This window comes from Roseovarius sp. YIN77, from assembly GCF_057219155.1.
In genome coordinates this window covers 1-20,551 of sequence record NZ_JBXVVI010000005.1, presented here as the reverse complement: position 1 = coordinate 20,551, position 20,551 = coordinate 1, and the positions used below count along the sequence as shown (strand labels likewise).

The window sequence follows — 20,551 nt, the reverse complement described above, 5'->3', positions numbered from 1 at the left end:
ATGCAAATATTCATGCACATTTCGTTCAAAAAGCACTCCCCAGGCACCCAGAAAGTGGCGGTTCTTCTGTTTAATCGCTTCTCTAACCATTGCCTGGCCAATCTTGTTGAACCAATGCGTGCCGTGAACTCTCTGACCGGGCAAAAATCCTATGATTGGCAGTTTGTCACGCTGGACGGAAAGAAAGTTGAATCCTCCAGCGGCCTGCCCATTCTGCCGGATTGTGCATTGTCCCGCGCTGATCCAGGTGAGCTTGTGTTCGTGATGCCCAGCTATGATCAGAAAGACTATGCCACGCCGATCTGCCTAAGCGCCCTGCGGTCTGCGGCGGCGCGGTTCAAAATCGTTGCCGGACTCGATACCGGAAGCTGGCTGATGGCGGCAGCCGGGCTGTTGAACGGTCATCCGGCCACCATTCATTGGGATGCGATCGAGGCCTTCTCTGAAACCTTCCCCGATGTCGAGGTGCAGAGAAAGAAGTACGTGATTTCGGGAAATCGTATCACTTGCGGCGGTGCGATGACCACGTTCGACTTGATATCCAAACTGATCGGTGATCGGTTCGGAGAGGTCATGCGCCTTGAAGTTTCGGCCTTTTTCCTGATGGACGGCACCGCCCCCGGGAACGCAGCTTCGCCCATCAGGTCCCGATCACGATTGGTGAACGAAGCCGTATCCGTGATGCAAAGCAGCATAGAGGAACCGCTGCCCATTTCGTCATTGGCCAAAAGATTGAACTGTTCTCTGCGTGATCTGGAAAACCGGTTTCAACAGGAACTGGCGACGTCCCCCCGTGCCGTCTATCGACGGCTTCGCCTGAGTGCCGCCCGCAGATATGTAGAATCATCAACCTATCAAATCGCCGAGATTGCGCTGCGCTGTGGATACAAGGATGCCAGCGCCATGACACGGGCCTTTCGCAGTGAATTTGGCGTCACGCCACGGGATGTCCGAAAGTGACGGGCAATGGCGTATACATCATTGTCTTGGCTGCCGGGGCCTCTCGTCGCATGAGGGGGGCCGACAAGTTGGTGCAGACTGTGGATGGACAGCCCTTGTTGCGGCGCTGTGTCGAGCGCGCACTGGCCAGTGCCGCCCTAGGGGTTCACGTCGTTTTGCCAAGCAACAACACCGCACGCATTAAGGCGCTTTCTGATCTGCCGATCGTTAGCGTCCTTAACCAAAACAGCGACAAAGGGCTTTCGGCATCCGTAACTTGCGGCATCGAGAGTCTACCAAAAAATACCAAAGCGGCCATCATGCTTCCTGCAGACATGCCTGATATTGCGCCCGAGCACCTCAACCTACTGATTGCCGAATGGCAGCGCAGCGAGGAGATCATCAGGGCAACAACCGAAAATGAGACCGCGGGAAACCCGGTTTTGTTTCCGCGCAAATACTTTGAAGCGCTTCAAACATTGGAAGGCGATAAGGGCGCACGTGATTTGCTAGTGCAGTTGTCTGATCAGATCGAATATGTGGAGTTGCCCGGTCAGGTCGCCCTGACCGATCTGGACACACCAGAGGATTGGGAAGCATGGTTTCGGCGCAACAAGTCCTAATTTTCCGGATCTCGGGCAGACCATAGTTGCCATTCATTTGATACTAGCCCTTGTTCCACGGTGAGCCACATTCTACATGGCACTTCATGAAGATGCGCATCCCATTTAAAAAAACCCGCCCTTTGGTCAATGTGATCCGTCTTGCGGGGGTCATCGCCGCGGGCAATCGCGGGGCATTGAATGACGCAAAACTGGCCCCACTGATCGACCGCGCATTCAAAAAGGGTGATCCAAGTGCGGTGGTTCTGGAGATCAATTCACCCGGTGGATCACCTGTACAATCGTCGTTGATCGGGGCCCGCATTCGCCGTCTGGCGCAAAAACACCAGATTAAGGTTTATGCGTTTGTCGAGGATGTCGCGGCATCGGGCGGATATTGGTTGGCTTGTGCCGCTGACGAAATCTGGGTTGATCACAGTTCAGTCGTAGGATCCATTGGGGTGATTTCATCCGGTTTTGGCCTGGATGAGTTTATCACTCGTCACGGAATATCCCGCCGCGTTCACACCGCCGGAAAATCGAAATCCATGCTCGATCCGTTCCGTCCGGAAAACCCAGAAGATGTCGCCAGATTAAATCACATGCTAGAGCAGATTCACGTGAACTTCAAAGAGCACGTCACAGCTCGCCGTGGGGATCATCTGAAAAACGATGCCGATCTTTTCACCGGGGATGTGTGGATTGGGCAGCAATCTGTTGACCAAGGTCTGGCAGATGGTGTTGGAAATCTTGTACCCAAGATGCAGGATATCTGGGGGGACAACGTTCGGTTTCGGCATTTTGGCCCCAAAAAAGGTCTGTTGTCGCGATTTGGGTCGCAAATGTTTTCAGATGCAATGACTGAGGTAGAGGAGCGTGCGGAATACGCACGCTTTGGCCTTTAGATGATCATTAAAGCGGTCACAGTATTTCTGATTGGCATGGCGGTCTTGGCTATGTTCGGCCGCTTTCGCTTTCCAGGCCAAACGCAACTAGAAAACCGCAAATGCAAAAGCTGCGGTCGATACAAGCTGGGCCGTGGGCCCTGCACGTGTCAAAGCGACAAGGGCTAATGCAATGATCGATTGGCTGTTTGTCGGGCTTGGGTTGCTAATCTTACTTCTAGCCGGTGATGTGCTGGTGCGGGGCGCCGTCAATTTATCCCTGCGTCTAGGTATTCCGGCATTGATCGTCAGCCTGACGATCGTGGCGTTTGGGACATCTGCGCCAGAACTTTTGATCGCCATACAGGCAGTACACGAACATGCGCCTGGAATTGCGCTTGGGAATGTGGTTGGCTCCAATACGGCCAATATTTTGATGGTGCTGGGCATTCCCGCGATCATCTCTGGCTTGCGATCGTCCGAATGCGATACCCGCAAAACCTATATCTTTATGATTATGGCAAGCGTTCTGTTTATCGGCTTGTGTGCATTGGGTCCGTTGACCTGGATTCACGGGCTCATACTGCTCAGTGTTCTTTTCCTATTGCTGACAGATCAGGTTCGCGCTGCCTTTGTCCATCGCAATGGGGCCAAACCCTGTGGACCTGATGTCGACTCTGAAGAGGTCGAAGGCGCCGATCCAAGTATGAGCTGGATCAAGATCGGGATCTTTCTGACGTTGGGCCTGATCGGCCTGCCATTGGGTGCCGATCTTTTGGTTGATGGAGCTGTGAATGTGGCCCGCACCTTTGGTGTGAGTGAAACGGTGATCGGCCTCACATTGGTGGCAATTGGGACATCACTTCCCGAATTGGCGACCACTGTCATGGCGGCCATGCGCAGACAGGCGGATGTGGCGTTGGGCAACGTTATTGGGTCGAACATGTTCAATCTGTTGGCCATTATCGGAATCGCAAGCATTGTCGGTGATATTCCCGTTGATCCTGAGTTTCTGGTCTTTGATCTGTGGGTTATGCTGGGTGCATCGCTATTGCTGGCACCATTTGTATTCAAGGGCTGGAACCTCACCAAGCGATGGGGTGTGGTTCTGTCTGCTCTTTATGCGGTCTACATCCTGGCAGTTTTGAACTAGCGGGGCATTCATGCGCAAACGGGCTTTGGTCACCGGCGCTGCTCGCCGGCTTGGCCGGGCCATGGCAGTGCATCTTTCAAAACGTGGCTATGATGTTGCGATCCACTATTCCAGTTCTGAACATGACGCCGCCTCGCTTGTTCGCGAGATTGAAGGCGTGGGAACACAGGCCGTCGCAATTCAGGCCGATCTTTTGAATGAAAGTGAAACTCAGCCTCTTGTGACCATTGCGAGTGAGGCTTTGGGTGGGCCACTAGATTGCCTGATTAACAATGCGTCCATATTCGAAGATGACCGCCTTGAAACCGCGACCCGTGAAAGTTGGGACCGGCATATTGAATCAAACCTGCGCGCGCCGTTCGTTCTGATCCAGAACTTTGCCAAACAGGCCCCATCTTTGAACTATGACGTGCATGGGGAGCCACATGCACAGGCTCTGGTCATCAATATGCTGGATCAACGGGTTCATAATCCGACCGAAATGTTCATGAGTTATACCATCGCCAAAATGGGGCTATGGGCACTGACACGAACAGCTGCGCAAGCCTTGTCGCCATCCATTCGCGTTAACGGAATCGGACCAGGGCCCACATTGCAAGGGGCCCATCAATCAACAGCGCAGTTTACCCAAGAACGAGCCAGCACGATTTTGCGCCGAGGCGCCTCGCCAGAGGATATATGCGCTGCTCTCGATTATTTTCTGAATGCGCCAACTGTGACCGGTCAACTGATCTGCCCGGACGGAGGGCAGCACCTGACCTTCAATTGTCCGACATTTTGATGTTCAAATCGCCAAGTACCGGAATGCATACTCATTGGTTGAGTTTTGCACGGCTCACACCACCGTCACATTCCTGTTACCATTTCTTCAATAAAATCAGTCGTTTGCCAATATGGCATTTTTTTACCATTTGTTTTCAAATGGTTACAATTGTGCCTATTTTTTAGGCACTTCGATGAACTGGCCAAAAAACAACGGAAATTTCTGAATGGCAATAACTTGTCACCAGACTTATCCACAAGAACCGTGGACAGCTTTTCTCTTGCCACTGGCGCATTAAGATTGCAGCAGTTCAGAGAATCACGCAGTTGAGCAGTATGACCGACACGCCTTCAAACACAGACGAGCAAGTTCCGCTGACGGGGCATGATTGCGTTCAGTCATATCTCCGATCACTGGACAACTCTCCGGGTGTGTATCGAATGCTCGATAACCGTGGTCGGGTGCTGTATGTCGGCAAGGCGCGGAATCTGAAGAAGAGGGTGGCCAATTACGCAAAGCCTTCGGGTCATTCTGCGCGGATTGCGAAGATGATTTCTGAAACCACCAGTATGATGTTTTTGACCACGCGCACAGAAACAGAAGCGTTATTGCTGGAACAAAACCTGATCAAACAACTCAAGCCGCATTACAATGTGCTGCTGCGCGACGATAAGAGCTTTCCGAATATCCTGGTTGCCAAAAATCATTCGTTTCCGCAGATCAAAAAACATCGCGGCGCAAAGAAGGAAGCAGGGGATTACTACGGGCCCTTCGCCAGTGCAGGCGCGGTGAACCGGACGCTCAATCAGTTGCAAAAAGTATTCCTGTTGCGAAATTGCTCTGACGCAATGTTCGAGAGCCGAACCCGGCCCTGCCTTCTGTACCAAATCAAACGTTGCTCTGGGCCTTGTGTCGGTAAAATCCGTGAAGCAGACTATCGCATGCTTGTTGAAGACGCCGAGCGGTTCTTGACGGGCAAATCTACACATGTCCAAGCAGATCTGGCGCGCGAAATGCGGACCGCCTCAGATGCGATGGAGTTTGAGCGCGCCGCAACATTGCGGGATCGTATAAACGCGCTCACCCAAGTCCAGACGGCTCAGGGGATCAACCCACGCGGCGTGGCAGAGGCCGATGTGATCGCGTTGCATCTGGAGGGTGGGCAGGCTTGCGTGCAGGTGTTCTTTATCCGTGCCCACCAGAACTGGGGGAACAAGGATTTCTATCCCCGCACCGGGGCCGGCGCCGAGGCCAGCGAAATCTTGCAAGCGTTCATTGGCCAGTTCTATTCGACCAAAACACCCGCACGGCAATTGTTGCTGTCACATCCCATTGAGGAGAATGAACTCGTACAGGATGCGCTTAGCGAACAGGTGGGCCGTCGTGTTCAAGTCGCGGTTCCGTTGCGCGGTGAAAAGGCAGAGTTGGTCGCAGGCGCGGCCCGAAATGCCCGGGAAAGCCTCGCCCGGCGGCTGTCTGAAACAGCCACCCAAGCCAAATTGCTGCGCGGTTTGGCAGAGGCTTTTGATCTGGAGGAGGCCCCTGACCGTATCGAGGTTTATGACAACTCTCACATTCAGGGCACCAATGCCGTCGGCGCAATGATAGTTGCGGGGAGAGATGGCTTCATGAAAAGCCAGTATCGCAAGTTTAATATCAAGGGTGAGGATCTGACCCCAGGGGACGATTTCGGCATGATGAAAGAGGTCCTGACCCGGCGGTTCAAACGGCTGTTAAAGGAAGATCCTGACCGGCAGAACGGCACCTGGCCCACACTGTTGTTGATTGACGGCGGCGCCGGTCAGGTCAGTGCTGTTGCAGAGATAATGGCAGAACTGGGTGTCGAAGACGTTCCCATGATCGGGGTCGCCAAAGGCGTCGATCGCGACCACGGCAAAGAGGTGTTCCATCGGACGGGCACGCAACCCATCGCCCTACGACGCAATGATCCGGTGCTTTATTTCATCCAGCGACTACGGGATGAGGCACACCGCTTCGCAATCGGAACGCATCGCGCGAAACGGGCCAAAGCAATCGGGGCAACTCCGCTTGATCAGGTGCCCGGGGTTGGCGCAACACGCAAGCGCGCATTGCTGGCCCATTTCGGCAGCGCCAAAGCAGTCTCACGCGCCAATTTGGCTGATTTGAAGGCTGTAGATGGTATCTCCCATGCGTTGGCTGAAACCATCTATGGCTATTTTCACGAATCTGGTTAAAGCGTCGATTTTCGGCCGTAGGAGCCGCGCTCTCTCTTCCCCCTGACCAGACAACGGGTTAGGAAGGGGTCATGACATGGAACTTGCCCAATATCCTGACGCTTCTGCGTCTTCTGGCAGCGCCCGGCGTGGCGGTGATGTTTCTCTACTTCGCGCGCCCCTGGGCGGATTGGTTCGCTCTGATCTTGTTCTTATGCGCTGCCATTACTGATTTTCTGGATGGCTATCTGGCCCGTGCCTGGAAACAGGAAAGCCGCTTTGGCGCGATGTTGGACCCGATTGCCGACAAGGCCATGGTGGTCATCGCCTTGATGGTCATCACCGGGTTTTCAGGGATGAACCCCTGGTATCTTTTGCCGGCCACTGTGATCATGTTCCGAGAGGTCTTTGTCTCTGGCCTACGGGAGTTTCTGGGGGATCAGTCGAAACTGCTGCAAGTCACGAAATTGGCGAAATGGAAAACCACCGCCCAAATGATTGCAATCGCGGTTTTGTTTGCCGCCGGGGTTTTTGAACACAATATCATCGAACGTACCATCGGCATGGACAACTCCATAATCGAGGGGATCATGTCCGGCGCCATCCCGGATGAGGTCGGGCTGCATTTCAACGCCATGATGTGGAAGATCACTTGGTGGGGCGGCGTCGTTTTGCTGTGGCTCGCTGCAGCTCTTACATTGTTGACCGGCTGGGATTATCTGAGCAAAGCAATTCCATATCTTCGAGATGATAAATGACGGTAATGGTGCTTTACTTCGCTTGGGTCAGGGAACGGATCGGCATGCCGAAAGAGGCGGTTGAAACCTCTGCCCAAACGGTGCGGGAGCTGGTCGAGGAATTGCGCAATCGTGAGCCTCGCTATACCGCCGCGTTCGAGGATCTGTCTGCCCTGCGTGTGGCCGTCGATCAGGATCTGTCGGATTTTGACGCCTCAATCTCTGGCGCGCGCGAAGTCGCTTTTTTCCCACCTATGACCGGGGGCTGAGATGGACATTCGCGTCCAATCTGATCCCTTCGATTATGGCGCAGAATGCGCTGCATTTGCAGATCGGGCCGACGGGGCTGGTGCTATCGTCACCTTTGCCGGGATTGTACGCAACAACGAAGCGGGCACGCTCGACCGGATGGAGATTGAGCATTACCCCGGCATGACCGAAAAAGCGCTGCAGAAAATAGCCGCAGAGGCCATGGAACGTTGGCCATTGTCCGATAGCCTGATCATCCATCGCCACGGCCCCTTGCACCCCGGCGATCAGATCATGATGGTTGCCACCGCCTCGCGTCGTCGCGCAGCGGCGTTCGAGGCCGCCGCGTTTTTGATGGATTACCTGAAATCCCGCGCCCCGTTCTGGAAAAAGGAGTTCACCTCCGACGGGGCCGAATGGGTGGAAAGCCGCGACGAAGACGAGGACGCTCTGGACCGCTGGTAGTCCGGGATTTCTCTCAGCCTGTCAAAGGCGCGCCGCCCAATCCCCTGACCCCTTGTGCCTGTAACGATGTGACCAGTTCATCAGTGTCTACTTTCTGGACACTGACCCCATCCCGTAGCGCCAGCATTGCTGCCGTCGCCGTTGCTTGACCCATGGCCATGCATTGCGGCATCCCCCGGACAGAGGCAAAAGCCGTGGCATCCGCGGAAATGATCCGGCCCGCAAACATCAGGTTTTCAATCTGTTTGGGGACTAAAGAGCGGAACGGAATCGTGTAATAACCGCCATCCTCTACCATCGCATCATGGGTCATTTTGTCAGAGGCACGCATCACATCATCGATCGGGTTGTCGCACGCCACGATGCCATCGGGAAACTTCGTGCCGCGGGCCAAATCCTTCCCGGACACCTGATACACTCCTTCCAGTTTGCGAGTTTCACGAACACCAACCGTCGGGCCCAGATAGATCATGCGGGCATTTTCAAATCCCGGCACGTCACTACGCAAAAATTCCGCCAGTTGATGGCACCGACGTCGTCCTTCCTGTGTTGCCCGGGTCACGTCTTGGGGATCGGTTCCATCAACCCCGCGGATCACGACAGAGTTGCAAAACACAGTGTCGCGGTGAAACCCCTTCATCAGGTAAAGCTGATGCAGATGTTCGTGCAATCGGCCCTGCGCAATACCTTTGGCGGCATAGCGTCGAAAATAGGGGTCATCTTCGGCAAACACCCGATCCCAGTCGGCATCAATCATCAAAAAGGACAACGTCACGCCCATCATGTTGCCGCGCCCATCCCCCAGAGTATAGGGCACACCTGCATGGGCGGATATGTCACCGTCGCCCGAGCAATCGATTACAATCTGCGGGCGCACAGACTGTTCCCCATGACGATCATGATATCGAACCTCGGCAATTCGGTCCCCGTCCATTTGAGGCACAGTTGCTATCGAATTCAGGTGAACCTTAACATTGGCCTCTTCCAGCATCTCGAACATGGTTAGCGTTGCAATGTCATGATCATATTGAATTTCAGGGCCGAAATTGGCCAATGCGCAGGGCCGCTTTGCCGCCATTGGCGGATCCATCCGATATAGCCTGTCTGCCAGCTCCTCCATCACACCGCCGATGATGTGATCGCATGGATAGGCCGCCCCCCAAGGCATCCCTGGGCAAAAGGCCATGACACCGCCAACTTTTGAACTTGCCTCCAAAAGCGTAACTCGCAAACCCAGCCTTCCGGCCGTCACAGCAGCACCAAAGCCTGCTGTTCCGCCGCCGACAACCAAAACATCTGTCTCGTGTACGGTGCTGTGTGTCACGTCTAACTTTCCTGTTCTGTTTGGGCACCAGACTGAAAGGCGAGTTCGAACACGTCTGTTCTGTCTGCGACCCCTTCGCTGCCTAGATTCGATTCACAGGACTGATTTTGTTTGCGGGTTAGCTTTGCCCGATATTGTACTTTCCGATGTAATCGCGCAGCTGGTCCGTCTCCGCCCGTGCATCGCGCAGACCTTCCATCGCGGCGGCAAGTTCTGCTTGGGTTTGGTTCAGCTGATTGGTTGCGTCTGCGTCGCGCTGATGCATCGCTCTGATTGCTTCATCTCGCGCTTCTTCTGCCTCATGCAACGCCTGCGCCATCTTATCCAATTCCCCCATGTCGCCTTGAGCGACGCGAACAAACCTGTGAATGACCCAATGCGCGAACCAGCCCAACAGGAAGGCAATAAACAGGATGATTGCCGTGGTCAGAATAAATTCAGTTCTGTTCATCTTGCACCTCAGTCTGGGCATGTTCGTCAACATCTACGGCGTCTGGAATCAGCGTAAATGTTATGCGCCGATTGGCCTCTCTGCCCGCTTCCGTTTTGTTGTCAGCAATTGGCTGGGTTTCCCCGTATCCTTTCGCTGAAAATTTGCTGGTAAGTACGCGGCGCGCCAGTAATGCATTCAATACCGCATCTGCGCGCGCCTGACTAAGAGACTGATTCATGGTTTCGCGCCCCTGGCTGTCAGTGTGTCCACCAATTTCCATGGCAACATGCTCACATTCACGTGCCTGGTCAGACAATTCCTTTAGAACGCCACCCGCATCTGCAGAAATATCGGCAGAGCCTGGATCAAAGCTGATTTTGTTGCTTTCCAGAATGGCGTTGATATTTGCCACGCATTCATCTGGCGTTGGGATACTTGCCAGCGGATCGAGCTTCTCGACGTAGTGCACATCAATCGAAAAACTCTGCGCTTCGCCCAGCTTATCTGAAAGTATCCGAGATATCTCTGCTTTGGCATTCTGATGTCCGGTGGCGCCACGGACTAAGACATGATCGCTTTGAACCACGACCTGGCCGTTGGCCAATAGGCTCATTGCCTCTAATCCCGCAAGCACACGAACGGGCCAACCGGACGGTAAGGTCGGGTCGAGCGTGGTTGCCGCATAGACATTATCCATTCCAAACCGGCTATGGGCGTAGCTTTCGGTAGCCGTTCGAAACAGTTCATCGCTGACTCTACCACGAAGTTGAACCAGCCCTTCTGGGCTGAGTGTCGCCGAAAACTCCAGTGGGCCCGTTGTTTCGCCATCTGCTGTGTCTTCCATCGGTTGAGGCAAGACTGCATGCAAGGAAAACAGGTCGGGCAGATCGGCCTCCAGCTCTGCGCTCACACGTTCAAACAAAGCAGGCGGTGTGCCTTTCGCCGCAATCAATGTCACATCTGCATTTGAAAATGTCACGGAACCCGCGCCAAGTTCTGCCAGCGCGCCGATCGCCCTCTCGACGGCGGCGCCCCAGCTTGCCGATGGCTGACCCAGTCCAACTGTGCAGCTTGCTTCTTCGCTCAGCCCCGCTGCTTCTGCCGCGCGCAAAATACGTTCACCGGTGGTTTGGCTGTCTGCAGAACAGGCGTCAAACCTGCCACGTCCATCTTCGATAAGATATCGAAGCGTGAACGGTGTGATGACCGGGCGCGGGGCTGACAGGTCCAACATCAAATCCAGGCGTGGCGGCGCGCTGTTCAAGAGCTTGTCTTGCAGCTGGGAGCGGCTTTCGATACTTTCTGTTACCGCAGTCACAGTCACCACCCCTGGAAGCACCGATATTTTTGAACGCGGCAGGACGGACAGTGCTTCCAACGCATAAGCCAACGAAACATCCCATTGCTCGGGCAGCGGAAAATCGGCTGTCTCAACCAAATCTGTGACTTTCACACCTTCTGAAATGTCCTCCAGCGCAGAAAAAAGTGCCGCCCGGTCACTTTGCAGTGGGATCAGACCGATGACGGAAATTCCGCTGTCATTGCGCAAAATCTCGACATTGAATTCTGGCGGGATCAGGTCTGCAACCGCCTGCACATCCATGGCGTCAATTACGCGGTGCGCATCTACAACTTCACCAGCTAAAGAAAGAGCCTGAAACCGCTTCGCCTCTGTCGGGGCTGTCCCCGTCAAAATCAACCGAAGACCGTCAACTGTCACAGATGCCCAAGCCGCATCATGGGCGACCAATTTCTCGGCCACTGCGATACGCGACGCCTTTTCAATCCGCTCTACAGTCGACACAGCAACCAATATTGACAGCAGCGCCGCTAACCCGAACGCAAGCAATGCTATCATTGTGACAGAGATACGCATGCCTCTCCCTTTTGGGTCATGTGCTTTGCGATTGTCTAAGCCGATGACGACCTGGGTGCAATCACACGATCAATGCCGCGGCGAAAAACAGCACAGGGATCAACCCTGCATTCCGGTTCGAACGGAAAAGACGCATACAGACATCAGGATTATCGATGTCCAGCGCACGCAACTGCCAGACCAGATGCCACCCCATTGCCCAAGGGCCGCCCAGTGCGATGACCAGAACCAGAACCGACACCGCCTCTGTGAGGGCGAGTATGACAGCAAGACCCATCACCACAACGACACCCACCAAAAACCGGCGCAACCAGACAGGCGTATTATGCTCAAACAGCCGTGCGGTGGATTTGACCCCGATCAGCGCATCATCCTCTTTGTCCTGATGGGCATAGATCGTGTCATAAAACAGCGTCCAGAACAGCCCAGCCAGATAAAGCGCAACGGCGGGCCATTCCAACTGCCCACGATGGGCCACCCAGCCCACCAGCGCGCCCCAGTTGAACGCGATCCCCAAAAACAGTTGCGGCCACCAGGTGAAGCGTTTTGCAAAAGGATAGATCACGACCGGAACCAGCGAAACGATCCCAATTACAATCGTCGCCATGTTAAACGTCAGCAAAATCACCAATCCGATCAGCGCCTGCGCCGCCAGCCAGATCAGCGCCTGCACCACGCTCACCTGACCTGCGGCCAAGGGTCGGGACTGTGTGCGTTCCACCTGTGCGTCGATCTTGCGATCGGTAATGTCGTTCCATGTACATCCCGCCCCGCGCATCACAAAGGACCCGATCCCGCAACCGATAATGATCCACAGATCGAACAGTCGGAGCCCATCCAGCGCCATGGCCAGCGTCACGCCCCACAGACACGGCAAGAACAAAAGCCACGTTCCAATTGGGCGATCCGCGCGTGATAAGCGCAGATAGGGGCGCGACCAGGTAGGCGCCCGATGATCTACCCAGTTGCCTTTATAAGCGTCGGCAACCTGTCCATGTGGCGCTGGCGTTTCCGGGGGTTGGGACATATGGTCAGCCTCATGACAAAAGCAAAGATCAGGCTCTATGTAGTTCACCCGCTAGGGGTGGGGCAATCGGTTCCTGTAAACCGCGATCAAGCCCATTACCTGTTTGGCGTCATGCGGCAGTCGGCGGGCGCTTTTATTGTTCTGTTCAACGGTCGCGATGGTGAATTTCTGGCGCGCATTGAAGAGGCCGGTAAGCGCGCCGGGCTATTGATCTGCGTAGAGAAAACGCGCGCCCTTCAAATGCCGCCTGATCTTTGGCTTCTCTTTGCGCCGATCAAGAAAGCGCGAACCGATTTCATCGTGGAAAAGGCGACCGAAATGGGCGCGGCGCGCATCTGCCCTGTGCAAACAGACTTCACCAATTCAGAACGCATCCGTCGCGACCGTTTGCAAGCACACACCGTCGAAGCCGCCGAACAATGCGGTGGCACCTTTGTGCCTGATGTTGCAGATCTGGAAAAGCTATCTAGCGTTTTGTCGAAATGGCCCGCTGACCGCCAATTGATGTTTTGCGATGAAACCTTGGCCGGTGCCAAAGAAGTTCTGAGCTCTGCCAGTGGGGATAAATGGGCCATTTTGATCGGTCCCGAGGGAGGGTTTTCTGACGCTGAACGCAAGCGATTGCACGATATGTCCAACGCCCATGCCATCAGCCTGGGCCCGCGCATCCTGCGTGCCGATACCGCCGCCGTTGCGGCCATGACAGTGTGGCAACAGGTGCTAGGCGATTGGGCATGAGCTTTATTCGGCCCGAAGTGCGGCTTGTGCTGCATCAATGGCGCGATGCGATCATAGGTGGCGTCGTCGTCGCGACCGGTACGTATTGGAGCTTTTCCGCAGGCCCAATCCTGCGCTGGGTCGCGGTGTTGATGATCATCGTAGGCGGCGCAATCCTATGGGAAGGCATCAGGCGAGCGCGTCTACCACGTGCGGGCGGTGGCGCAGGTGTGGTGCAGGTGGACGAACGGCAGATCACCTATCTGGCCGCAGAGCAGGGTGGGATTATTTCTATCGACGATCTGATACGTGTCGAAATCCACACCTCAGGGAAAGGGTTTGACTGGTTGTTTCAGTCTGCAGGAATGTCCCTGCTTCGCATCCCCGGCGATGCTGAGGGCGCGGATACGCTCTATGATGCATTGGCCGCCCTGTCTGGCGCAAACATCGATCTGGTCACCGAGGCCAGCGCCTCAAATCACCGTGATATTTTTCTGATTTGGCAACGCGACAGACGCGCCCTCCATTGACTTCCACGACAAATCAAATCACCTGTGGGATGGAAGTAAGCAACTTGCGGAGCCAGCACCATGTCCATCCCTCAGTCCGGCGGCGGGCCGATCGAGCGCTATGAGCAGATGGCCGGATATCTGGCCGACGGCTGCAAACCTCGCGACGAATGGCGCATCGGAACCGAGCATGAAAAATTTGGATACTGCAAAGATTCCTTGAAGCCCCTTCCATTCGAAGGGGAGCGTTCAATTGTTGCGGTGCTAAGTGGCTTGCGGGACCGGCATGGTTGGTCAGAAGTGCGCGAAGGCGGGCATCTGATCGGCTTGGAGAAAGACGGTGCTAATGTCAGTCTGGAACCGGGCGGGGCCCTGGAGTTATCGGGCGCTCCGTTGGAAACCATTCACCAGACCTGCGACGAGGTGAACACCCACTTGGCCGAGGTGAAATCGATCGCCGATGAAATCGGGGTTGGGTTTATTGGTCTGGGGGCCGCTCCGATTTGGGAGCATGAAGAAATGCCCCTGATGCCAAAGGGGCGCTACAAGCTGATGGACGCCTACATGCAACGCGTCGGCACAATGGGCACCACCATGATGCGTAGAACCTGTACAGTGCAGGTCAACCTCGATTTCGGGTCAGAGACCGACATGGTACAAAAGCTGCGTGTGGCAATTGCCCTGCAGCCTATTGCAACGGCTTTGTTTTCGAATTCTCCCTTCTTTGAGGGCAAGCCAAACGGCCACAAAAGCTGGCGTGCGCGGGTCTGGCGCGATCTGGATGCGGACCGGACCGGCATGATCCCGTTTATCTTTGAGGACGGGTTCGGCTTTGAACGCTGGACGGAATATGCGCTCGATGTGCCGATGTATTTTGTCTATCGCGACGGCAAATATATCGACGCCCTAGGCATGTCATTCAGAGACTTCCTGAAGGGCCAACTACCTGCTTTGCCAGGGGAAAAGCCAACTTTATCCGATTGGGCGGATCACCTAACGACCCTGTTCCCTGAGGCGCGGATCAAGAAGTTTATCGAGATGCGGGGCGCTGATGGGGGGCCGTGGCGCAGGCTCTGTGCGCTGCCCGCCTTTTGGGTCGGGTTGAGCTATGATCAGGCGGCGCTGGATGCGGCGTGGGATCTGGTGAAGGGCTGGGACGCTGAGACCCGCGAAGCCCTGCGTGTGGCTGCGTCGGTTGACGGGCTTCATGCCGAAGTGAACGGTTTGAAAATGCACGATCTGGCGCGCGAAGTCATTGATATTGCTGAGGCCGGATTGAAATCCCGCGCCCGTCCTGGCGCCGGGGGATTGGTTCCAAATGAGACGCATTTCCTGAATGCGCTGCACGAAAGCCTGGAGACAGGACAAACGCCTGCCGATGAGTTGCTGGAACACTATCACGGCGATTGGGGCGGCGACCTGACCCGAATTTACCGGGAATACAGCTACTAGACACTGCGCAAACCCCAGAAAAACAGACCTCTGTATCGCGACTGCATTACGTCGGTATTGCGTCGGTGTGAATCTTAAAAACTGGGCGCACCAACTTAAACTTAGTGATCCCCGCCATTTTCAGGCGGAGAACGCTTTGGATCAGTACTTTCCGTTTTGCAAAGCAGTGCGAACGATAACTTCCATCAATTCCAGGCTGGATTCGGAACTGACATCTTCGAAATAGATGGTGCCGGGCCAGGGCGGCATGCGGTTGTCATATCCGTTACTCCGGATTGATCGCGCCACTTCTTTGACGGCCTCCAGGTCATCTGTGGCCACTTGATGGAGCGCTATTTTAGCGGCTTCGATATCTGAGACACTGTTCCGGTCGATCTGCGAGGACCCTACCCCGGCATAGAGCGGCACATTCAATTCAATCGCCTTGTCCCGGTAATAAGACACCGGCACCCGGTCATCGTGCAGGCGCTGAACATAATCGCGGCAAACGGAATGTTTGGCCCTTGTCAAATCATCAAGCGTCACTGGGGCTTCTGGTGTTTCTGGGGCTGCGCCACTGCGGGCGTTACGACGGTTTTTCTGCCGCGCCTGGGTCACGTAATCCCCGCGATAGTTCGCGTCATAAACACGATGCCCCCAAGGTTCACCTTCGGCCAAATAGCGGATCGACGCGATGGAAATGTCACGGCAGTTTCTGGGCCCGATAAAAAATGGGGAGCCGGAAGCATCTGACATTTCAATCCACGCATTGGGGAAACGAGCGACAAAATCATCGATCCACGGACGCAAAACAGTATCTGACAGATGATTTAGCAGCTCCAATGCAAAGTCCGGTTCATGCACCAAAGCGGCCAGCAGAGGTTCCTGACCAAACGTATCCGCCGCCAGGCTGTATGGCGCGCTAAGATGCAGAACCGGCTCCAACCCTGTCAGGTCAACATAGACCTGCGCCATTTCTTTGATCAGTGCCGGAACGCCGGTGCTGAAATCCGGGGTGAAGGCCTGTTGCCAATTGTCCCGATTAAGCAGCATCTCATCCGGATCAGAGCCCGGGGGAAATTTATCAGGATACATCGTGCATTGGCCCATCGTCTCCGCCGTGAAGGCGTAGACCGGCCAACTGAGATAAAGCTTGTTCATGCCCAAGAGCCGCCGCGTCATCAGTGTAGTGCGCACATATCGCGCCGGATCACCCTTGTAGAACTCGGCGGAATCATAGCCAAAGAGATCGTGCATGAATGTCAGTGACAGCAGGTTGATGGACCCACCAACATGGATCGCATCGTCGGGACCGGGCCAGGCAAAATTCTGGTCATACTTGCCGTCAACCGTTTCTGCCAGAAACTGCGCCAGTTCTTCCCGCCGATCATTGGCACCGCTTTGCCAGGATTTCAGCAGTTCTATTCCATTGGGAAATGACAGCAATTCATGATCGAACGCTGCATCCGAGATATGCAAAGCCTGAGTCATCTTTCGATATGCTCCAAAATATACTGACTCTATCATAATTTCACAAATTCGATTTATAAACTTGGAATAAATTCATAAGTCACATAAAATTATTATATGAATCGTCCACGAAATATATTCCCGATCCTGAACGCAATTTATGTGTTTGAAGTGGCCGCGCGAGAGCTGAACTTTACCCTTGCTGCACAAAAGCTGGGGATGGCGCAACCGTCCGTCAGCCGCTTTATCGCAAAGCTGGAGGATCATTTGGGCGTTGCCTTATTTGACAGGCATCGCCGCCAGCTTGCCCTAACGGATGCTGGCGCTGCGCTCTATGCGGCGACAGAACTGGGGCTGGGGCATATCCGGTCGGTTCTTGAGGAGTTTGAACATCGCGCGGATAACAAGCAGTTGGTCATCGCCTGCACTCATGGGTTTGCACATATGTGGATCGTGCCACGCATTCGGCATCTGAGGGCGCTATTGCCGGGATGGGATATTCTGCTGTCAACGTCAGAGCAGCCACAGGCAACAGATTTTGACGCGGCCGATATTGTCATCCGCTTTGGTGACGGGAACTGGCCAGACGTGCACAAGACACCATTGTTCAGCGAGGAGGTCTTTCCAGTTTGCGCACCACAATTCGCCCGTGAACACGGGCTGTTGTCTGGGCCCCAATCCCCGGGTGATCTGACGATGTTACCCTTAATTGTTCAGGATCATGGTGAATATGGTTGGCTGGATTGGAGGGGTTGGTTTGACGCCTTCGGTGTTGCAGTTCCCCACTTGCCAGAACCTCATCCGGTGCCAAGTTATCATTTCGTCTTGCAAGCCGCGACAGAGGGCGCAGGGATTGCCCTGGCCTGGCAGGATCTGTTCGAACCCTATCTGTCTAATGGCTGGCTGGTGGAATTGCCGGATATGCGCGTCAAGACCAGCAACGGCTATTTCGCGCTTTATTCCGCCGAACACCCGCAGGCGGGGATTATTGAGCGGTGGCTGCGGGGCAACTATTAGGTCGGTTTAACACTCGCCGTAACATAGTTCACCGATAGGTCGCGGTCGGAGAGGGACCAACTCCAGGCGATGGGGTTGAAGACAAACCCTTTTTTGTCCACTGGATTGAGCCCTGCGATGCGGATCAGATCGTAAAGCTCATCCGGTGTGATGAATTTCTGCCAATCATGGGTGCCTTTGGGCAGCCAGCGCATGATGACCTCTGCCCCAATAATCGCCATGGCATAGCTTTTGGGATTGCGGTTAATGGTCGAGGCGATCATCAGACCACCGGGTTTTAGAAGATCAGCGCAGGCATTTGTATAGGCTTGCGGGTCGGCGACATGTTCGACCACCTCCATATTCAGGACTACATCAAACTGTTCGCCATCGGCGGCCAGCGCTTCTGCGGTGACGTTGCGGTAGTCTATGTCCAGCCCGGATTGCTGGGCATGCATCTGCGCCACCGGGATATTGCCCGCCGCCGCATCCGCCCCCACAACCGTGGCCCCCAACCGGGCCATAGGTTCTGACAAGAGCCCGCCACCACAGCCGATATCCAACAGGCGTAGCCCATCAAAGGGCAGACGATCATTCAGGTCGCGATCGAATTCCATCCCGATCTGGGTCGTGATATAATCCAGACGGCAGGGGTTGAGCATATGAAGCGGTTTGAACTTTCCGTTCACATCCCACCATTCGGCTGCCATGGCTTCAAACTTGGCCACCTCTGCCGGATCGATTGTGCTTCTGATATCACGATCTGTGGGTTGCATTTAGCACTCCATATGGTTTTGTGGGGCCGCGAACTCGGCCCTCCCGGCGAGATATAGGGGTTTCATGGACAAATACGCAGGTCAACACAACACAGGCCAGAAACTTTTCCCGCCCTATGAGCCATATGATCGCAGGATGATGGCCACGGGCGACGGGCATCAGATCTATGTGGAACAATGCGGCAATCCGCAGGGTATTCCTGTTGTGGTGTTGCATGGCGGCCCCGGCGGCGGCTGCAGCCCGACCATGCGGCGCTTTTTCAACCCCGATATTTACCGCGTGGTTCTGTTTGATCAGCGCGGCTGCGGCCGGTCCAAACCCCACGCCAGCGTTGAAAACAACACCACATGGCATTTGGTAGGCGACATAGAACGCATTCGGGAACTATTGAGCATTGACCAATGGATCGTGTTTGGCGGCAGCTGGGGTGCGACCCTGGCGCTAATCTATGCGCAGGCACATCCGGATCAGGTTCGGCACCTGGTACTGCGCGGTGTGTTCCTGGCAACCGAGCCCGAACTGGATTGGTTCTATGGGGGCGGCGCGGGTCGGTTTTTCCCGGAATTGTGGAAAAAGTTCACGTCCGCGATCCCGCAGGAGGAACAGGATGATCTGATCGCCGCATATCATCGGCGCCTGTTTAGCGACAATCCAGCCAGTCACATGAAGTTCGCCCAGATCTGGGCCGGGTGGGAAAATTCGCTGGCCTCAATCGATTCCAACGGGCAGGCACAGACGGCACCATCGCAATATGCGCTGGCCTTTGCCCGGATCGAAAATCACTATTTCATGAACCGTGCGTTTTTGAACGATGAGCAGCAGATATTGTCAAATATGGACCGGATCGCGCAGATCCCAGGGCATATTGTTCAAGGCCGTTTTGATATGGTGTGCCCACCCGCATCCGCGGTGGCACTGGCAGAAAACTGGCCCGCGGCACATCTGCAGATGATCCCTTTGGCGGGTCATGCCCTGTCTGAGCCCAAGATCACCTCTGCCCTGGTGACGATCATGAATGACCTGGCGCTGAACGCGGCCCAATAGGCTGCATTGGCAACTGCCTCTGACAGCAAACATGCCACCCTAAGTGGCACGTGTTATCAATGATTTCTGCGCCTCGGGTTGGCCATTCATCACCAAGGTTGACCGGACCCGCCCCTCCGCGCCAAACTGGGCATCAGGCATACCGGGGGGAACCATGCCAGAACGTAGTAAGATTATTGCCCGTGAAAACGGTGCGCTTGTTGTAAAGAACGCCCAATCCATGCAGACAGAGGCCGGTGAGGCGTTGGAGGTAAAGCCTGCCATGGCGCTGTGCCGATGCGGCCATTCGGCGAACAAACCCTATTGCGACGGTAGCCACAAAAGGGTTGGATTTCGGTCATCCGGAGGAGAGCCCGCAGGCAGTGACCGGGTGATCCATTACGAGGGGCTGAACGCCACCGTCACCTATAATCCGCGACTGTGTTCGCATGCCTCGGAATGTGTGCGCATCGCCGTTCACATTTTCAACCCCGCCGCCCGGCCCTGGGTGCAGCCGGACAATGGCAATCTGGCGGAACTGGAAGAGGTGGTCACCGCCTGCCCATCCGGCGCGCTGGCCTTTGAAGGACCAGATCATCGGATCCCAGATCGCCCCACCATAACAGTGCAGGAAGACGGGCCCTTTTGGGTGCAATATGCAGATATCGACGCCCCGGAACCGGGCCTGGATGCCAGCGAAGACAAATATGTTCTCTGCCGCTGCGGAATGTCCGGCAACAAGCCCTATTGCGACGGCACCCACAGCGATAAAGGGTGGAAGGACGAGTGAGCGGCGACCGCATTCGACCTGTGCAGTGTCATGATCTTCTAAGTGGGCTTTGAATCCGAAGCAGGCCTAGGGCCTGTTAACACTACCGTCTGATGCCCGCTTCTGCTAAACCATTGTTATGAATGAGATAACAGAAAAGCAGTACGCGTTGATTGAGCCTTATCTTCCGGTTCAGCGCGGGAATGTACGGG

The 20,551-nt window shown here is 55.1% G+C and carries 21 protein-coding genes; 15 read left to right on the top strand and 6 right to left on the bottom strand.

Annotated elements, in window-relative coordinates; translation table 11 throughout:
• The first annotated feature begins 54 nt into the window (after positions 1-54).
• The 9 genes from AC2D8P_RS07010 (at position 55) to AC2D8P_RS06970 (ending at position 7,987) form a co-directional block, all read left to right on the top strand.
• Positions 55-960 (top strand): GlxA family transcriptional regulator, encoded by a 906-nt coding sequence (locus AC2D8P_RS07010; protein WP_484701558.1) that lies wholly within the window; start codon positions 55-57, stop codon positions 958-960.
• Positions 957-1,562: a nucleotidyltransferase family protein gene (locus AC2D8P_RS07005; protein ID WP_484701557.1), complete on the top strand. Its 606-nt coding sequence runs from the start codon at positions 957-959 to the stop codon at positions 1,560-1,562. Before AC2D8P_RS07010 ends, AC2D8P_RS07005 begins: the two co-directional genes overlap by 4 nt.
• 86 nt (positions 1,563-1,648) lie before the next feature.
• The gene (locus AC2D8P_RS07000; RefSeq protein ID WP_484701556.1) at positions 1,649-2,446 is read left to right on the top strand and encodes a S49 family peptidase; all 798 of its coding nucleotides are present in this window, start codon (positions 1,649-1,651) and stop codon (positions 2,444-2,446) included.
• A gap of 172 nt (positions 2,447-2,618) precedes the next feature.
• The gene (locus AC2D8P_RS06995; RefSeq protein ID WP_484701555.1) at positions 2,619-3,578 is read left to right on the top strand and encodes a calcium/sodium antiporter; all 960 of its coding nucleotides are present in this window, start codon (positions 2,619-2,621) and stop codon (positions 3,576-3,578) included.
• Positions 3,579-3,588: 10 nt separating this feature from the next.
• Positions 3,589-4,359, top strand: coding sequence for an SDR family oxidoreductase (locus tag AC2D8P_RS06990; protein ID WP_484701554.1), 771 nt, complete (start codon positions 3,589-3,591; stop codon positions 4,357-4,359).
• Between the two features lie 317 nt (positions 4,360-4,676).
• Positions 4,677-6,557 carry an excinuclease ABC subunit UvrC gene (gene uvrC / locus AC2D8P_RS06985; RefSeq protein ID WP_484701553.1) on the top strand — a complete coding sequence of 627 codons (1,881 nt, stop codon included), beginning with the start codon at positions 4,677-4,679 and terminating at the stop codon, positions 6,555-6,557.
• A 71-nt stretch (positions 6,558-6,628) separates the two neighbouring features.
• Positions 6,629-7,294 carry a CDP-diacylglycerol--glycerol-3-phosphate 3-phosphatidyltransferase gene (gene pgsA / locus AC2D8P_RS06980; protein WP_484701552.1) on the top strand — a complete coding sequence of 222 codons (666 nt, stop codon included), beginning with the start codon at positions 6,629-6,631 and terminating at the stop codon, positions 7,292-7,294.
• Positions 7,291-7,542 carry a molybdopterin converting factor subunit 1 gene (gene moaD / locus AC2D8P_RS06975; RefSeq protein WP_484701551.1) on the top strand — a complete coding sequence of 84 codons (252 nt, stop codon included), beginning with the start codon at positions 7,291-7,293 and terminating at the stop codon, positions 7,540-7,542. The genes pgsA and moaD overlap by 4 nt, the downstream gene beginning before the upstream one ends.
• A 1-nt stretch (position 7,543) precedes the next feature.
• Positions 7,544-7,987 (top strand): molybdenum cofactor biosynthesis protein MoaE, encoded by a 444-nt coding sequence (locus AC2D8P_RS06970; RefSeq protein ID WP_484701550.1) that lies wholly within the window; start codon positions 7,544-7,546, stop codon positions 7,985-7,987.
• A gap of 13 nt (positions 7,988-8,000) precedes the next feature.
• Here the strand turns inward: AC2D8P_RS06970 and AC2D8P_RS06965 are convergent, their stop codons facing one another.
• From AC2D8P_RS06965 to ubiA, 4 genes are all read right to left on the bottom strand, one after another.
• Complete coding sequence (locus AC2D8P_RS06965; RefSeq protein WP_484701549.1) at positions 8,001-9,311, bottom strand: FAD-dependent oxidoreductase; 1,311 nt, start codon at positions 9,309-9,311, stop codon at positions 8,001-8,003.
• A 118-nt stretch (positions 9,312-9,429) separates the two neighbouring features.
• Positions 9,430-9,762, bottom strand: a complete 333-nt coding sequence (locus AC2D8P_RS06960) for a hypothetical protein (protein WP_484701548.1) — start codon at positions 9,760-9,762, stop codon at positions 9,430-9,432.
• A complete protein-coding gene (locus AC2D8P_RS06955; RefSeq protein ID WP_484701547.1) occupies positions 9,749-11,620 on the bottom strand; it encodes an OmpA family protein in 1,872 nt (623 codons plus the stop codon). Before AC2D8P_RS06955 ends, AC2D8P_RS06960 begins: the two co-directional genes overlap by 14 nt.
• A 61-nt stretch (positions 11,621-11,681) precedes the next feature.
• A complete protein-coding gene (gene ubiA / locus AC2D8P_RS06950) occupies positions 11,682-12,647 on the bottom strand; it encodes a 4-hydroxybenzoate octaprenyltransferase (protein ID WP_484701546.1) in 966 nt (321 codons plus the stop codon).
• Positions 12,648-12,659: 12 nt separating this feature from the next.
• Between ubiA and AC2D8P_RS06945 the strand changes: the two genes are divergently transcribed.
• The 3 genes from AC2D8P_RS06945 to AC2D8P_RS06935 are packed head-to-tail and all read left to right on the top strand — an operon-like array spanning position 12,660 to position 15,325.
• Positions 12,660-13,385: a 16S rRNA (uracil(1498)-N(3))-methyltransferase gene (locus AC2D8P_RS06945; protein WP_484701545.1), complete on the top strand. Its 726-nt coding sequence runs from the start codon at positions 12,660-12,662 to the stop codon at positions 13,383-13,385.
• Positions 13,382-13,894: a hypothetical protein gene (locus AC2D8P_RS06940; protein ID WP_484701544.1), complete on the top strand. Its 513-nt coding sequence runs from the start codon at positions 13,382-13,384 to the stop codon at positions 13,892-13,894. Before AC2D8P_RS06945 ends, AC2D8P_RS06940 begins: the two co-directional genes overlap by 4 nt.
• Before the next feature lie 60 nt (positions 13,895-13,954).
• On the top strand, positions 13,955-15,325 hold the full coding sequence (locus AC2D8P_RS06935; RefSeq protein ID WP_484701543.1) for a glutamate--cysteine ligase: 1,371 nt from the start codon (positions 13,955-13,957) through the stop codon (positions 15,323-15,325).
• Between the two features lie 141 nt (positions 15,326-15,466).
• On the opposite strand, the gene AC2D8P_RS06930 is transcribed toward AC2D8P_RS06935, so the two are convergent.
• Positions 15,467-16,795, bottom strand: coding sequence for a uroporphyrinogen decarboxylase/cobalamine-independent methonine synthase family protein (locus AC2D8P_RS06930; protein WP_484701542.1), 1,329 nt, complete (start codon positions 16,793-16,795; stop codon positions 15,467-15,469).
• A gap of 96 nt (positions 16,796-16,891) precedes the next feature.
• Here AC2D8P_RS06930 and AC2D8P_RS06925 point away from each other — a divergent pair, with 96 nt between their 5' ends.
• Positions 16,892-17,791, top strand: coding sequence for a LysR substrate-binding domain-containing protein (locus AC2D8P_RS06925; RefSeq protein ID WP_484701541.1), 900 nt, complete (start codon positions 16,892-16,894; stop codon positions 17,789-17,791).
• Here AC2D8P_RS06925 and ubiG read toward each other — a convergent pair.
• A complete protein-coding gene (gene ubiG / locus AC2D8P_RS06920) occupies positions 17,788-18,546 on the bottom strand; it encodes a bifunctional 2-polyprenyl-6-hydroxyphenol methylase/3-demethylubiquinol 3-O-methyltransferase UbiG (protein WP_484701540.1) in 759 nt (252 codons plus the stop codon). The two genes, AC2D8P_RS06925 and ubiG, sit on opposite strands and share 4 nt — an antisense overlap.
• 64 nt (positions 18,547-18,610) lie before the next feature.
• Here ubiG and pip point away from each other — a divergent pair, with 64 nt between their 5' ends.
• Both pip and AC2D8P_RS06910 read left to right on the top strand, forming a co-directional pair.
• Positions 18,611-19,591: a prolyl aminopeptidase gene (pip, locus tag AC2D8P_RS06915; protein ID WP_484701539.1), complete on the top strand. Its 981-nt coding sequence runs from the start codon at positions 18,611-18,613 to the stop codon at positions 19,589-19,591.
• 154 nt (positions 19,592-19,745) lie between these two features.
• Complete coding sequence (locus AC2D8P_RS06910) at positions 19,746-20,360, top strand: CDGSH iron-sulfur domain-containing protein (protein ID WP_484701538.1); 615 nt, start codon at positions 19,746-19,748, stop codon at positions 20,358-20,360.
• The last annotated feature ends 191 nt before the right edge of the window (positions 20,361-20,551 follow it).